This window comes from Bradyrhizobium sp. Kon37, from assembly GCF_055807535.1.
The window spans coordinates 540,769-554,586 of record NZ_JBVVOY010000003.1 but is presented as its reverse complement, the minus strand read 5'-3'; the positions used below and the strand labels follow the sequence as shown (position 1 = coordinate 554,586).

Annotated in this window: 14 protein-coding genes; 9 read left to right on the top strand and 5 right to left on the bottom strand. The window is 64.6% G+C overall.

The window, feature by feature from the left end; translation table 11 throughout:
* Window positions 1–77 precede the first annotated feature (77 nt).
* The 4 genes from AC0L3J_RS10480 (at window position 78) to AC0L3J_RS10465 (ending at window position 4,257) form a co-directional block, all read left to right on the top strand.
* Window positions 78–1,079 carry an NAD(P)H-dependent flavin oxidoreductase gene (locus AC0L3J_RS10480; RefSeq protein WP_456765496.1) on the top strand — a complete coding sequence of 334 codons (1,002 nt, stop codon included), beginning with the start codon at window positions 78–80 and terminating at the stop codon, window positions 1,077–1,079.
* Between the two features lie 107 nt (window positions 1,080–1,186).
* Window positions 1,187–1,606, top strand: coding sequence for a hypothetical protein (locus AC0L3J_RS10475; protein ID WP_473346846.1), 420 nt, complete (start codon window positions 1,187–1,189; stop codon window positions 1,604–1,606).
* Between the two features lie 118 nt (window positions 1,607–1,724).
* The gene (locus AC0L3J_RS10470) at window positions 1,725–3,290 is read left to right on the top strand and encodes an alkaline phosphatase D family protein (RefSeq protein WP_456765494.1); all 1,566 of its coding nucleotides are present in this window, start codon (window positions 1,725–1,727) and stop codon (window positions 3,288–3,290) included.
* 148 nt (window positions 3,291–3,438) lie between these two features.
* Window positions 3,439–4,257, top strand: coding sequence for an aldo/keto reductase (locus AC0L3J_RS10465; protein ID WP_456765493.1), 819 nt, complete (start codon window positions 3,439–3,441; stop codon window positions 4,255–4,257).
* Between the two features lie 69 nt (window positions 4,258–4,326).
* On the opposite strand, the gene AC0L3J_RS10460 is transcribed toward AC0L3J_RS10465, so the two are convergent.
* Together AC0L3J_RS10460 and AC0L3J_RS10455 are read right to left on the bottom strand one after the other, a co-directional pair.
* Window positions 4,327–4,554 (bottom strand): hypothetical protein, encoded by a 228-nt coding sequence (locus AC0L3J_RS10460; protein WP_026233110.1) that lies wholly within the window; start codon window positions 4,552–4,554, stop codon window positions 4,327–4,329.
* A gap of 96 nt (window positions 4,555–4,650) precedes the next feature.
* Window positions 4,651–5,103, bottom strand: coding sequence for a hypothetical protein (locus AC0L3J_RS10455; protein WP_473346844.1), 453 nt, complete (start codon window positions 5,101–5,103; stop codon window positions 4,651–4,653).
* A gap of 158 nt (window positions 5,104–5,261) precedes the next feature.
* Between AC0L3J_RS10455 and AC0L3J_RS10450 the strand changes: the two genes are divergently transcribed.
* Entirely contained in the window at window positions 5,262–5,534 is a 273-nt protein-coding gene (locus AC0L3J_RS10450) for a helix-turn-helix domain-containing protein (RefSeq protein ID WP_219678604.1), read from the top strand.
* A 4-nt stretch (window positions 5,535–5,538) separates the two neighbouring features.
* On the opposite strand, the gene AC0L3J_RS10445 is transcribed toward AC0L3J_RS10450, so the two are convergent.
* Both AC0L3J_RS10445 and AC0L3J_RS10440 read right to left on the bottom strand, forming a co-directional pair.
* Window positions 5,539–6,771 carry an aminotransferase-like domain-containing protein gene (locus AC0L3J_RS10445; RefSeq protein WP_456765491.1) on the bottom strand — a complete coding sequence of 411 codons (1,233 nt, stop codon included), beginning with the start codon at window positions 6,769–6,771 and terminating at the stop codon, window positions 5,539–5,541.
* A 65-nt stretch (window positions 6,772–6,836) separates the two neighbouring features.
* Window positions 6,837–7,364: a DUF3124 domain-containing protein gene (locus AC0L3J_RS10440; RefSeq protein WP_456765490.1), complete on the bottom strand. Its 528-nt coding sequence runs from the start codon at window positions 7,362–7,364 to the stop codon at window positions 6,837–6,839.
* Between the two features lie 67 nt (window positions 7,365–7,431).
* Between AC0L3J_RS10440 and AC0L3J_RS10435 the strand changes: the two genes are divergently transcribed.
* The 4 genes from AC0L3J_RS10435 to AC0L3J_RS10420 all read left to right on the top strand — a co-directional run bounded on the left by AC0L3J_RS10435 (window position 7,432) and on the right by AC0L3J_RS10420 (window position 12,908).
* Window positions 7,432–9,159 carry a cation:proton antiporter domain-containing protein gene (locus AC0L3J_RS10435; protein WP_456765489.1) on the top strand — a complete coding sequence of 576 codons (1,728 nt, stop codon included), beginning with the start codon at window positions 7,432–7,434 and terminating at the stop codon, window positions 9,157–9,159.
* A gap of 175 nt (window positions 9,160–9,334) precedes the next feature.
* Window positions 9,335–10,411, top strand: coding sequence for a 3,4-dihydroxy-2-butanone-4-phosphate synthase (ribB, locus tag AC0L3J_RS10430; protein WP_473346842.1), 1,077 nt, complete (start codon window positions 9,335–9,337; stop codon window positions 10,409–10,411).
* Between the two features lie 181 nt (window positions 10,412–10,592).
* The gene (locus AC0L3J_RS10425) at window positions 10,593–11,807 is read left to right on the top strand and encodes an acyl-CoA dehydrogenase (RefSeq protein WP_007594720.1); all 1,215 of its coding nucleotides are present in this window, start codon (window positions 10,593–10,595) and stop codon (window positions 11,805–11,807) included.
* Window positions 11,808–11,984: 177 nt separating this feature from the next.
* Complete coding sequence (locus AC0L3J_RS10420; protein WP_456765488.1) at window positions 11,985–12,908, top strand: MBL fold metallo-hydrolase; 924 nt, start codon at window positions 11,985–11,987, stop codon at window positions 12,906–12,908.
* Window positions 12,909–12,915: 7 nt separating this feature from the next.
* Here AC0L3J_RS10420 and AC0L3J_RS10415 read toward each other — a convergent pair whose 3' ends face one another.
* Window positions 12,916–13,770, bottom strand: coding sequence for a DUF1499 domain-containing protein (locus AC0L3J_RS10415; protein WP_007594716.1), 855 nt, complete (start codon window positions 13,768–13,770; stop codon window positions 12,916–12,918).
* Between the last annotated feature and the right edge of the window lie 48 nt (window positions 13,771–13,818).

Below are 13,818 nucleotides of genomic sequence, written 5' to 3'. Positions count from 1 at the left end.
AGAGAAAGGGTGACCGCGGCGCAAAAGTCCGGCTAGACTGGTCCGAACGTCAAGCAAAAGCCCGGGAGGTAATTTAAGTGAAGACCGCGATCACCGAACTGTTCGGCATCGAGCACCCCATCATCCAGGGCGGCATGCATTTCGTCGGCTTTGCCGAGCTGGCGGCTGCCGTCTCCAATGCCGGCGGGCTCGGCATCATCACCGGTCTCACGCAGAAGACGCCGGAGCTGCTGGCAAAAGAGATCGCACGCTGCCGCGATATGACCGACAAGCCGTTCGGCGTGAACCTCACCTTCCTGCCGACCTTCGCCGCGCCGCCTTATCCGGAATACATCGCCGCCATCGTCGAAGGCGGCATCAAGTCCGTGGAGACCGCGGGCCGCAGCCCGGAAGCCTACATGCCCGCGCTGAAGGCCGCCGGGATCAAGGTCATCCACAAATGCACCTCGGTGCGCCATTCCCTGAAAGCCGAGCGCATCGGATGCGACGCCGTCAGCGTCGATGGTTTTGAGTGCGGCGGCCATCCCGGCGAGGACGACATTCCCAACATGATTTTGCTGCCGCGCGCGGCGGAGGAATTGAAGATCCCGTTCGTCGCGTCCGGCGGCATGGCCGACGGCCGCAGCCTCGTCGCGGCGCTGTCGCTGGGGGCGGCCGGCATGAACATGGGCACGCGCTTCATCGCCACCAAGGAAGCCCCGGTGCATCAGAACGTCAAGAATGCGCTGGTCACGGCGACCGAGCTCGACACCCGCCTGATCATGCGGAGCCTGCGCAACACCGAGCGCGTGCTGAAGAACGCCAATGTCGACCGCCTGCTTGAGATCGAACGCGAGAAGGGCGACAAGCTGAAGATCGACGACATCCACGACCAGGTCGCGGGCGTCTATCCCAGGATCATGCTGGATGGGCAGATGGACGCGGGCGCCTGGAGCTGCGGCATGGTCGCAGGCCTCATCCACGACATCCCCACCTGCAAGGAACTTGTCGACAGGATCATGGCTGAGGCGGAAACCATCATCCGTACCCGTCTGATGGGGTTTCTTGAAGGGACGGGTGCACCGCGAAAGGTCGCCTGACACCGCCAAACTTCTTAACCACGGCGGCAGTTGACCGCTGGAATTGCGCGCGACGCCTCCTAGATAGAGGTAAATTACCTCTTAACAATCAATTTCAGGAGGCGTCCGTGATTCCAAAGAGCGCTCCTTTTGCAATTGCCGTTGCCCTCGTGCTCGCATGGGGCGGCGTCGCGCGCGCTGACGACTACAAGCCCGACGAATATCTCGGCCTCGATCTTTCGAAGGCGGTGTTGTCGCCGAAGCGGCTCGGGCCCGAAACTCAGTTCGCGCCGGTCGCGCTGGAGGCGCGCGGCGGCAGCGAGGCGCAGGCGCGCGCCGAGCCGGTCGACGTGCCGAAGAAGGTCGCCGCCGAACGCGTGCGCGTGTCGGAGCCGAGGGTTGCGCACGCCAAGCCCACGCAGCCGCGCGGCGCGGCACGCACCAAGCTCGCGCATCGCCACGGCAATCCGCTCGACGCGCAGGCGATGGACACCCGCATCCAGACCTGGCCGTGCCGCAACGGCGGCATCTGCAACTGGAAGCATTAGGTCAGCTCCGAGCCGTCATCCGCACGTCGTAAAACCGTAGGCCCGCGGTCAAGAAACCGTAAGCCGGGGGTCAAACGACGCAGGCACCTTCCGTCGCTAGTCGACGAAGGTTTCCTGAATGGTAGCGCTCCGCGCCTCGCGCGCCTGGACCCGGCGGCAATTCCTGGTCCGTTCCACCTCGAGCCTCGCCGTTGCCGCGCTCGCAACGCCGCATCTCAGCCGCGCCGCGGATCGTCCGCAGATCGCAGGCGGCATCCAGTCCGGCGACATCTCGGATGGCTCCGCCGTGATCTGGGCGCGCGCCGATCGGGCCGCGCGGATGCAGGTGGATTATTCGACCATGGAAAGCTTCAAGACCGTCATCGCGTCGGCTTCGCGCGATGCGTCGCCCGATGCCGATTTCACCTCAAAGCTGCTACTGGACGATCTGCCTCCCGGGCAGGACATCTTCTATCGTGTGCGCTTCGACGACATCGCGACCGGCATCGCCGGCGAAAGCCGCATCGGCCATTTCCGCACTGCGCCGGCTGCCGGCCGGTCGATCTCGTTCCTGTGGTCCGGCGATACCGCCGGGCAGGGCTGGGGCATCGACACATCGCGGGGCGGCTACCGCAGCTATCGCACCATGCTCGACAATCGCCCCGACTTCTTCATCCACTCCGGCGATCACATTTACGCCGACTGCACGATTCCCTCCGAGCAGAAGCTGCCGAACGGCGAGATCTGGCGCAATGTCGTGACCGAGGAGAAATCCGAGGTCGCGCACACGCTGGCGCAGTTCCGCGGCAATTACAAATACAACCATCTCGACGAGCATTTCCGCGCCTTCCACGCCGAGGTGCCGATGTTCGCACAGTGGGACGACCACGAGGTCACCAACGATTGGTCGCCGACCGGCAGCTATGACGGAGCCGGCCATGGGGATGACGGCACCCCCCGCCTGGTCGCGCGCGCCCGCCGCGCCTTCTTCGACTTCATGCCGATCCGCGACATCGGCGCGCGAATGGGACGGGTCTATCGCAAGATCGCCTACGGTCCGCCGCTCGACGTCTTCATGATCGACATGCGCAGCTATCGCGACGATAGCTGGAACAAGGGCGACGATCACCGCGGTTGGATCTTGGGCACCGAACAGCTCGCCTGGCTGAAGCGTGAGCTCGCGGCCTCGCGCGCGACCTGGAAGGTGATTGCGGCCGATCTGCCGATCGGGCTGGTCAGTCTCGATGCGGTCGCGCTCGGCAATGGGCCGCCCGACCGGCGGGAGCACGAGATCGCCGATCTTCTCGCGTCGATCAAGCGCGCCGGAATCCGCAACATCGTCTGGCTCACCGCCGACATGCACTACACCGCCGCGCACCATTACGATCCGAACAGGGCGCAATTCCAGGAGTTCGAACCGTTCTGGGAATTCGTCTCGGGGCCCTTGCACGCCGGGACCTGGGGCCCGGGCGAGCTCGACAATACCTTTGGTCCGGCAGCGATGTACCAGAACGGGTGCAGCGAGGCGCAGGGCGAAAACCTCGCGCCCTGTTTCGGACTGCAGTTCTTCGGCAAGGTCGATATCGATGGCCGGACCGGCGTGATGACAGTGACGCTGAAGGACGTCGACAACCGGGACCTCTGGTCGGTCGATATCGAGCCGCAGCCGCAGGCGCGTCCAGCCGTGGTGGCGCAGCATTCCTAAGGGGGAGCTAACCCGATCTTGATTGGCCGCATTGCGCCCCCCGCGCTATGCTGTCTGCTCCCGCCACCTCTTTTCCATCCCCGAAGGGTCTGCTCACGCAGCATCGCTGCTGGCCTCCGGCGGGCCTAACGATGTCAGGAGCCTTTTCATGGATCACCTCAAGACACAGGGCATCAGCATGCCCAAGCTCGGCCTCGGGACCTTCCGCATGCACGGCGATGCCTGTCGCGCGGCGGTTGAGAGTGCGCTGTCGATCGGCTATCGCCATATCGATACGGCCGAGATGTACGGCAACGAAGAATCAATTGGTGCGGCGCTCGCCGCGGCCCGGCTGCCGCGGGGCGAGCTGCACGTCACGACAAAGGTCTGGCACGAGAACCTCAGCCCCGACGCCATCCGGCGCGCTTTCGACACCAGCTTGACCAAGCTCAGGCTCGACCATGTCGATCTCTATCTCGTGCACTGGCCCTCCAAGGCGGCGAACTGGGGCGCGGTGTTCGAGACCTTGATGAAGCTGAAGGAGGAGGGGCGCACGCGGGCGATCGGCGTCGCCAATTTCACCACGGCGCTGCTCAAAATCGCGGTCGAGGACATCAAGGCGCCGATCGCATGCAATCAGATCGAATACCACGCCATGCTCGATCAATCGAAGGTGCTGGCCTATCTGAACGCCAAGTCGATCCCGCTGGTCGCCTATTGCCCGCTGGCGCAGGGACGCATCGCGTCAGACGAGGTGCTGGCCGAGATCGGCGCCAAGCACAATGCAAGCGCCGCGCAGGTCGCGCTGAAATGGCTGCTCGACCAAGATGGTGTCGCCGCGATCCCGAAGGCCTCGCGGCGAGAGAGTCAGCAGGCCAATCTCGACGCGCTGAAGATCACGCTCGACGATGCCGACCGCAACAAGATCGCCGCGCTGCCGAAGGACAGGCGCTGCGTCAATCCCGGTTTCGCGCCGGCATGGGACTGACCTCGCGGAACGTATCGTACACGCAAAGAAATGGCCCCGTGAGGGGCCATTTCCATATTGCGTTGCGCATTAGTCCCAATGATGACGGTGACCACGCTTGATCACGACGACGCGGTCGCGATGGCGCCAGCCGCGATGCCAGCCGTGATCGCGATGCATGCCGTATTCGGCGCGGGCGCCATACATGCCGTGATGATGACCTCCGCGCTTGATCACCACCGTCTCCGCGCTGGCGAGCGTCGGCATTGCAACAGCGAGCGCGCCGACAGCGGCAAGCACATAACCAATCTTCTTCATGATGTCCTCCTCCAAAGGAATGCAAATCTAAACGGCGCATTCGCGGGAACGTTCCGGAGAAATCGCAGGAGAATTCTGAACGCCTGTTCAGGTCGGTTAATCGCAGCGCTGTTGTGCAGGTGTTGGCGCGCCGGTCGCGACGTATTTGCCGTCCCTGATCGTGTACTCGCCCCGCTCGCTGCGATTGTAGATTGCGCGCAAGCTGCCTTGCTTCGAAAGGAGCAGGCCAAACTCGCGCGTCTGCTGCAGCAAGAGGAAGTACACCATCACATTGAGCAGGCCGTCGGCGTTGACCATCGCCGATACCACTTCGTTTTCGTCCTTGGCCTCGCCGAAATTGCGCCGGTACATCACCCTTCCGTCCTTCCGGATCTCGTAGGTCAACAGCGCGCCCTTGTCGCGGTCGGGCCGGGCCGCGCAATCGACCGCCCATGAGCCGAGCAGGCCCCATTGCTCGACGGTCGCCGCAAGCGACTCGGCACCGGCCGCGGGCGCGAACGTAACCCACAGCACTGCTGCCGCGATCCAGCGGCTCAAACAACGCGTCATGTCCTGAACAGCCCCACCTCCGAAGAATTCCGAAGTGTAACATCCTGCGCGCGATCGTCCACGCTGACGGCCATTCGCGCGCGAATTTGATCCGCGTCAATGAGGCAGCCGGTTTCCCCGGTAGGATGGCGTTCCCGAAGGCGAAATTGGATAGACCGATGCTGAATCAAGTCAGGGATTTCGCAGGCGAGGTGCTGCCGGGGAGCTGTGCCGTGCCGCCTTATTCCGAGACCGCGTTTCTGGCCGAGCTGGGCGACCGCTTGAAGTCCTCACGCATGCGCTGCGTCCTGTCGCGGCGGGAGCTCGCCCGCCGCTCCGGGATTTCCGAGCGCTACATCGCCCAGATCGAGGCCGGCAAGGGCAACGTCTCGATCGTCCTGTTGCTGCGGCTGGCCTCCGCGATCCACGGCAGCCAGCCCCAGATCGTCTGAAGGCTCAGGCTCGTTTCTCCACATTGCCACTGCGGGCCGGCACGCCGAACTCCTTGCGGCAGATCTCGGCCAGCACGGCGACGCCCTCGCGGATCTGCTGATGCGAGGGGCTCGCAAAGCACAGCCTCAGTCGCGATCTGGCATGGGTCTTGTCGGTCGACCATTCCGGCCCCGGATTGATCGATACGCCGGCGGCAAGCGCGGCCTGATACAGCTTCAGCGTATCCACCTGATCGGGCAGCTTCACCCACAGGAAGATGCCGCCCTTCGGCTCCTCGAACTCGGCGGCCGTCCCGAACTGCTCGTTGACGGCCTCCATCAGCGTGTCGAGCTTGGTGCGTAGCGCCTTCGTCAGCGCCGGCACGTGGGTCGAGAAATGCGGCTTGCAATAGGCAGCGAGCACCATCTGCTCTAGCGCGCCGGAGCCGGCGTCCGTCTTCAGCGCCAGCATCCGCGACATCACATCCCAGGGCGCCACGATGAAGCCGACGCGCAGCGCGGGCGCGATCGACTTCGAGAACGAGCCGATATGGATCACGCCGCCGTTCGGGCTCATCGCATGGATCGCCGGCGGCCGCTGTCCTGACCAGACCAGATCGGCATAGCAATCGTCCTCGAATACAGGCACGCCGTAATCTGCCGACAGCCGCAACAGCTCGGTGCGGCGGCCCTCCGGCATGATGCTGCCGGTCGGGTTCTGCACGGTGGGAATGGTGTAGATGTATTTCGGCCGGATGCCGCGGCCCTTGAGGTCGGCCAGCGTCGTGGCCAGCGCGTCCATGCGCATGCCGTCCTTGTCGAGAGGGATGCCAACCACGTTGACTCCGAGCCGTGCCAGGCGGGTCAGCGAGCCCTGATAGCTATCCTGCTCGAAGATCACGGTATCGCCGCGCGTCAGCAGCGTGGCGTTGACGAGGTCGAGCGCCTGCAGCGAGCCGGAGACGATCAGGAGATCGTCGACCGTGCAGGTGACGCCGGCATCGCGCTTCAGTTTCGTCACCAGGAATTCGCGCAAGGGCAGATAGCCCTGGGGACCATGGGCCAGCCCGTAAGTGGCGAGCGAGCGGCCTTCGCGTTGCAGAGCGAGGTTAGCCGCTTCGATCAGATGATCGAGCGGCACCTGCTCGGAGTCGTTGTTGCCGCCGACAAAACTGTATTTAGCGAGGCCCGTCCAGCGCGCAGAGGGGGCCGGCAGCCCTGCGGGAAACAGGGGCGCAAAATCGAAGCTGGACGTCATGGGAGCGTTCCTCGTTCTGTTCTTGTCAGGCTGCCGGCTTTGCGCCGGTCAGTCGTGCTTCTTGCTTATTTCTTGCCGACCGTCCGGGTCGGACGGCCCTGGCTGATGAAAGCGTAATGCGCATTGGCGACGCCGCCAACCATCAAGGCCTCGACAGCAGGCTCGGCGATCTCGCTTGTTGCGGCCCAATCGACGAGGAAATTGGCTCCGGTCCCGCCGCGTACGTCGTCGGTCGGAATGAAGATCGAGATAGTGGCGAGGGGCTTCAACGCGACGGGCGCCTTCAAATAGCTCTCGACCTGCTTGCCCGCGGTATCGAAATAGCCGATGCGTTTGACCACCAGTGCTTGCGTCTCGGAGGCGTTGTGCACGCTCAGGGTCACCGAGAAGTCGACGCGCAGCTTGCCCTGGCTCATCGCGACGCTGGAATAGGCGGGCACGTAGAACCCGCCGGAGACGGCAAGTTCTTCCTTCGGCAGTGCGGTGAGCGAATCGGCAAAACTTTGTTCGATGTTGACCTTGGATTGGGCGGCTGCCGGTACTGAGGAGGCGAGGGGGCATAGCAGCATTGCAATGGCGAGCCCCATCCGCATGTGACGAATTGCTCGCTTGCCGCGCCGCACTCGATCACTAGGGTGCGGCAAAACGGACCAATCTGGCATGCACGAGCTCATTCGCGACATCACTCTCTGTATCCTGTTTGCCTGGATGCTGGGCCTGCTTGCCCACTTCTCCAGGCAACCGTTGATCCTGGCCTATCTTATCGCCGGCTTCTGCATTGGTCCATTTGGCGCCGGCTGGGTCAAGTCGCAGGAATCGATCAGCGTCATTTCCGAGCTCGGCCTGATCTTCATGCTGTTCATGATCGGCCTGGAGATCGACCTGAAGAAGATCGTGCGGGCCGGCAAGGTCATCCTGTTCGCCGCGGGGGGCCAGCTCCTCGGCGGCTGCCTGCTCGGGGTGCTGTTCTTCGCCGGCATCGGCCTGTCGCTCGGGGGCGGGCAGTTCGACGCGGTTTATCTCTGCGTCGCCTGCGCGCTGTCGAGCACCGTCATCATCGTCAAGGTGCTCTACGAGAAGCGCGAGCTCGACACGCTGCCGGGCCGCATCACCCTCGGCGTGCTGGTGCTCCAGGACATCTTCGCCATCCTGTTTCTGGCGGTGCAGCCGAGCCTCGCCAATCTGGAAATCAGCGTCATCCTGCTCTCGATCGGCCGGGTCGCGGTGCTGGTCGCCGCGGCACTGCTGGTGAGCCGCTACGTGCTGCCCCGCCTGTTTCACCAGATCGCCCGCCGCCCCGAGCTGATCCTGCTCGGCGCGCTCGCCTGGTGCTTCCTGGTCGCCGAGACCGCCGAGCGGCTGTCGCTCTCGCGCGAGATGGGCGCCCTGATCGCCGGCGTCTCGCTCTCGACCTTTCCCTACGCGCTCGACGTCACGGCCAAGGTCACCACGCTGCGCGATTTCTTCATCACGCTGTTCTTCGTCGCGCTCGGCATGACCATTCCCGTGCCCGGCCTCTCCGTGATCGGGCTTGCCCTGATGATCGCGGCGTTCACGGTGGTGAGCCGCCTCGTCACCACCTTCGCCCCGCTCTATCTGATGAAGCAGGGCCTGCGCGCCAGCCTGTTGCCGGCCCTGAATCTCGCACAGATCTCCGAGTTCTCGCTGGTGGTGATCCAGACCGGCGTCGCCGACCATCACATCGCGGCGGAGACTGCGAATGCGGCCTCTTTCGCCTTCGTGGTGCTGGCGGTGCTCTCGACCTTCGTAATGACCCGCAGCGACGAGATCACCCGCTGGGCGATCGGCCCCCTGAAGCGGATCGGCCTGCGCGATCTCGACCACGGCAATGGCCAAGGCGAGGAAGGGCACGAGGGTCATGGCGAGGCCCGCCGCATCGTCATCCTCGGCTTTTTCCGTGCGGCGAGCGCGCTGCTGGCCGAGATCGAACGGCAGGCCCCGGTGCTGCTCGAGCAGATCACCGTGATCGACTTCAACCCCAATGTGTACCAGACGCTGCTCTCGCGCGGCCTGCACGTGATCTATGGCGATATCAGCAGCGCCGACACGCTGCTCCATGCCGGCGTCGGCAAGTCCGAGATGATCATCCTCAGCGTCCCGGATGCGCTTCTGAAGGGTGCCAGCAACGAGAAGCTGGTCCGCCACGTCCGCACCCTCAACCCGACCGCCATGATCGTTGCCACGGCCGATCTGTTGTCGGATGTGGACGAACTCTACGCGGCCGGCGCCAGCTATGTCACCGTGACCCGGCTCAGCGACGCCCATGAGTTGTTCACGGTGATCGAGGCCGCCCAAGCCGGCCTGTTGGCCGACAAGCGTGCCGAGCTCGATCAGCGGCTCGGCGAGCGCCGCGAAGTGCTGCCCTGACCGAGCCCGGCTGGCTTCTCACCGGGGCTTTTCCGCGCCCATATGCCTGATCTCCCCGGTGCAAGCCGCCCGTCGGGCAGGGCTGCGGTCCGGCATATGTGGTTGCGCCGGGGACACTAGCGCCCCGGCCCAAGTCCGGCTAAGCCTCCGGGCCATAACCGATAGAGATTGGGAAATGCCGGATAACGTCCAGGAAGTCTTGCAGGCCTTTGCCCGGGGTCAGCTCGTGGTCGTCACCGACGACGATGACCGCGAGGGTGAGGGCGATCTGATCGTCGCCGCCTCGTTCTGCACCGCGGAGAAGATGGCATTCATCATCCGCCACACTTCCGGCATCGTTTGCGCGCCGATCACCACCGAAGACGCGCGCCGCCTGCGGCTCGATCCGATGGTGGCCCACAACGATTCCGCGCACACCACCGCATTCACGGTCTCGATCGATTATAAGCCCGACGGCGGCACCGGCATCTCGGCCGAGGAGCGCGCCTCGTGCTGCCGCGCGCTGTCCAATCCCAACGCCGGCGCCAACGACTTCGCCCGTCCCGGCCACATCTTCCCGCTGATCGCCAAGGACGGCGGCGTGCTGCTGCGCTCCGGCCATACCGAGGCCGCGGTCGATCTGTGCAAGCTCTCCGGCCTGCCGCCGGTCGGCGTCATCAGCGAGTTGATGAACGACGACGGCAGCGTGATGAAGGGCGAGCAGGTCGCCCGCTTCGCCGCCCAGCACAAGCTCAAGCACGTCACTATCGCCGACATGATCGCCTACCGCCAGGTGCGCGAGAAGCTGATCGAGCGGGTCTCGACCTTCGTCACCGAGAGCCCGATCGGGCCGCTGCAGGGCTATGCCTACCGCTCGCCGTTCGATTCCATCGCCCACGTCGCCTTCGTCTACAATGGCGTCGGCGACGGCAAGAACGTCCTGACACGCTTCCACAAGCCGAACATCGTCAAGGACATCTTCACCGGCCACAAGCGCATGGCGGCGGTGCTCGAGCATTTCAAGACATCGGGTCGTGGCGTTCTGGTCTATCTGCGCGACGGTGCTGCCGGTGTCCCCGTGGCGCCGCTGCCCGATGAGAGCGCGACCGAGGCTGACCGCAACCGCCAGTGGCGCGAAGTCGGCGTCGGTGCACAGATCCTGCGCGATCTCGGCGTCACCTCGATCCGGCATCTCACCTCCTCGGTGCACGACTACAAGGGCCTTTCGGGCTTCGGCATCGAGATCGTCGCCAACGAGCTGCTCGAAAGCTAGCGCTGTCATCTCAGGGTGCGCGAAGCGCATCCCTAGGGGCGCGAAGCGCATCCCCCGAGGCGCGCCTCGCAGGTCCCCGGGATTCACGCAGACCCGATCATCTGCAACGCAATTGCACTTGTTGCCGCGGCGCTTTACGTTGTCGGGCAAATTTTGACGGAACCAGACGAAAGGACGTTTCATGACCGCGCGCCCTCAGGCCAAGGACAAGCCGGCTTCGGCTTCTTTCCAATGGGACGATCCGTTCCTGCTCGACGAGCAGCTCACCGAAGACGAGCGCATGGTGCGCGACACCGCGCGCGCCTACGCCCAGGACAAGCTGCTGCCGCGCGTCGCCAAGGCCTATCTCGAAGAGAAGACGGATCGCGAGATCTTTAACGAGATGGGCGAGCTCGGGCTGATCGGCATCACGTTGCCGGAGGAATATGGCTGCGCCAACGCCGGCTATGTCGCCTATGGTCTCGTCGCGCGCGAGATCGAACGGGTCGATTCCGGCTATCGCTCGATGAACTCGGTGCAGTCCTCGCTGGTGATGTATCCGATCTACGCCTATGGCGACGAGAACCAGCGCAAGAAGTACCTGCCGAAGCTCGCCAGCGGCGAGTGGGTCGGCTGCTTCGGGCTGACCGAGCCTGACGCCGGCTCCGATCCGGCCGGCATGAAAACCCGCGCCGAGAAGGTGTCGGACGGCTATCGCCTGACCGGCAGCAAGATGTGGATCTCGAACGCGCCGATCGCCGACGTGTTCGTGGTCTGGGCCAAGTCGGCCGCGCACGACAACCAGATCCGCGGCTTCGTGCTGGAGAAGGGCATGAAGGGCCTGTCGGCACCGAAGATCGGCGGCAAGCTGTCGCTTCGCGCCTCCATCACCGGCGAGGTCGTGATGGACGGCGTCGTGGTTCCGGAAGACGCGCTGCTGCCCAACGTCTCCGGCCTGAAGGGCCCGTTCGGCTGCCTCAACCGCGCCCGCTACGGCATCTCCTGGGGCGTGCTCGGCGCGGCCGAGGACTGCATGCACCGCGCCCGCCAATACACGCTCGACCGCAAGCAGTTCGGCAAGCCGCTCGCTGCGACCCAGCTCGTGCAGAAGAAGCTCGCGGACATGCAGACCGAGATCGCGCTGGGTCTTCAGGGCTCGCTGCGCGTTGGTCGCCTGATGGACGAGGGTAAGTTCGCGCCCGAGATGATCTCGATCATGAAGCGCAACAATTGCGGCAAGGCGCTCGACATCGCCCGCGTCGCGCGCGACATGCATGGCGGCAACGGCATCTCGATCGAGTATCACGTGATGCGCCACGTCCATAACCTCGAGACCGTCAACACCTACGAAGGCACCCACGACGTCCACGCCCTGATCCTGGGCCGCGCGATCACGGGCATTCAGGCGTTTTTCTGAGCAAACCGCCCGAATGGGCGATGCGGCTGAACTCTCGAATTGCGTCATGGCCGGGCAGAAGCGCGAAGCGCGTCTTCGCGCTAGACGTCCCGGCCATCCACGTCTTAGACCACGCGAAGAACGTGGATGCCCGGCACAAGGCCGGGCATGACGAAGTCAGCAAGATATGAGCAAGCCATGTCCGACAATGACGACGTCCCGTTCAACCGCGACTTTCCGCTGAAGCCCGGCATCGTCGAGGAAGTCCGCCCCGGCGTGCGGCGGGTGCTCTGTAACAATCCGAGCCCGTTCACTTTCACCGGCACGGTCAGCTACATCGTGGGCCGGGGCAATGTCGCGATCATCGATCCCGGTCCGGACGACGAGGCGCATGCGGCGGCGCTGCTCGATGCTGTCAGCGGCGAGACGGTGAGCCATATCTTCGTCACCCACACCCACCGCGACCATTCGCCGAACACCGCGCGGATCAAGCGGGTAACAGGCGCGCCAGTTTACGCCGAAGGCCCGCACCGCGCCTCGCGCCCGCGTTTTGAGAGCGAGAAGCACAACCCGGAATCCGGCGCCGACCGCGACTTCGCGCCCGATATCAGGATCGCCCATGGCGACGTGGTCGAAGGCGACGGCTGGCGGCTCGAGGCCGTGGCGACACCCGGTCATACCGCCAATCACCTTGCGTTTGCCTGGCCCGAGCGGAAATTCAACTTCGTCGGCGATCACGTGATGGGGTGGTCGACCTCGATCGTGGCGCCGCCCGACGGCTCGATGATCGACTACATGGAATCGCTGGATCGTCTCGCCGCGCGCAAGGAGGACGTGTATTTCTCTGGCCACGGCCCCGAAATTCCGGACGGTCCGCGCTTCGTGCGTTTCCTGATCCGCCACCGCAAGGCGCGCGAGGCCTCCATCCTGCACCGCCTTGCCAAGGGCGAGACCGACATCCCGACCATGGTCCGGGCGATCTATATCGGCATCGATCCGAGGCTCACCACCGCGGCAGGCTATTCCGTGCTGGCGCATCTGGAAGATCTGGTCGCCCGCGGCGTGGTGGCGACGGATGGCGATCCCGTGATTGGCGGGACCTATCGGATGGCGAACGCCTAGCGTTCCGTTACTTCTTCACAGTTTTCGCCGGCGCCTTCGGCGGCGCCACCGGCGTCTTCTTCACCGGCTTGAGTGCGTCGGCATCGGCGGCGGTGTTGAGATCGTCGATGAATTTCTTCACGCGCGCGGCGTTGCTGCCGAGGTCGCTCTCGAAATAGCGCGAGGCGGAGCGGATATCGACGCGGGAATCCTCGCCGTCGGGCACGACGCGGATCGCGATGTCCTCGCGGAACCCCATGATCGGCGAGCGCGCCACCGCCTCGATGCGGCCGATGCGGCGCGGCGGCTGCGGCGCGCGCTCGTCGATGACAAGCCATTTGCGCTTGTTGACGAGCTGAAGCGCGATCGCATAGGCGCGGTCGACCGAAATCTCGAGCTCGATCGGCTCGATATCAGGGTAGAACTGACGCTGCTGCTCGGCCGAATAGAGGCCGGCATACACCGCGGTATTGGCACCATCGCCGGTGCGCAGGCGGGCCAGCGCGTCGAAGCGCGGCGGGTCGATTGGGTCGGTGGTAATGTCGTGGATCGCCGGCAGCTTGCGGTATTGCAGGCCGAGATAGGCGGGATAGGCGAGGATCGCGCCGTCGATCAGGAAGGCAAGCAGGATGCGCGCCATGCCGCGCGAGCCGTTCTGCCAGATCGCGGCAAAGCCGGCGAGCCCGAACAGGATCGAGAGCGCCGCAATCCCGAGCCCGCCGAAGAATGTCGCGAGTGCCGGCTTCATCTCCAGGAAGCCGAACCGGACGATAATGATCGAGACCACCACCGCCACCACCGCAAACACAGCCAGATTGCGCGCCCAACTCGCGAGACTGGACACGGGCTCCGACTGATAGGGAGCGGAAAACCTGCGGGCCATCGGGTGAGCTCTGCCGGGGTCTTGAGGGCGATGCCGGCCGATCGGGCA

What these genes read in the sequence shown, in the direction of transcription:
- AC0L3J_RS10450 (WP_219678604.1), top strand. Translation starts at nt 5,262, where the DNA reads ATGCTGAATCAAGTCAGGGATTTCGCAGGCGAGGTGCTGCCGGGGAGC.
- AC0L3J_RS10435 (WP_456765489.1), top strand. Translation starts at nt 7,432, where the DNA reads ATGCACGAGCTCATTCGCGACATCACTCTCTGTATCCTGTTTGCCTGG.
- AC0L3J_RS10415 (WP_007594716.1), bottom strand. Translation starts at nt 13,770, where the DNA reads ATGGCCCGCAGGTTTTCCGCTCCCTATCAGTCGGAGCCCGTGTCCAGT.
- AC0L3J_RS10465 (WP_456765493.1), top strand. Translation starts at nt 3,439, where the DNA reads ATGGATCACCTCAAGACACAGGGCATCAGCATGCCCAAGCTCGGCCTC.
- AC0L3J_RS10440 (WP_456765490.1), bottom strand. Translation starts at nt 7,364, where the DNA reads ATGCGGATGGGGCTCGCCATTGCAATGCTGCTATGCCCCCTCGCCTCC.
- AC0L3J_RS10445 (WP_456765491.1), bottom strand. Translation starts at nt 6,771, where the DNA reads ATGACGTCCAGCTTCGATTTTGCGCCCCTGTTTCCCGCAGGGCTGCCG.
- AC0L3J_RS10455 (WP_473346844.1), bottom strand. Translation starts at nt 5,103, where the DNA reads ATGACGCGTTGTTTGAGCCGCTGGATCGCGGCAGCAGTGCTGTGGGTT.
- AC0L3J_RS10425 (WP_007594720.1), top strand. Translation starts at nt 10,593, where the DNA reads ATGACCGCGCGCCCTCAGGCCAAGGACAAGCCGGCTTCGGCTTCTTTC.
- AC0L3J_RS10420 (WP_456765488.1), top strand. Translation starts at nt 11,985, where the DNA reads ATGTCCGACAATGACGACGTCCCGTTCAACCGCGACTTTCCGCTGAAG.
- AC0L3J_RS10460 (WP_026233110.1), bottom strand. Translation starts at nt 4,554, where the DNA reads ATGAAGAAGATTGGTTATGTGCTTGCCGCTGTCGGCGCGCTCGCTGTT.
- ribB (WP_473346842.1), top strand. Translation starts at nt 9,335, where the DNA reads ATGCCGGATAACGTCCAGGAAGTCTTGCAGGCCTTTGCCCGGGGTCAG.
- AC0L3J_RS10470 (WP_456765494.1), top strand. Translation starts at nt 1,725, where the DNA reads ATGGTAGCGCTCCGCGCCTCGCGCGCCTGGACCCGGCGGCAATTCCTG.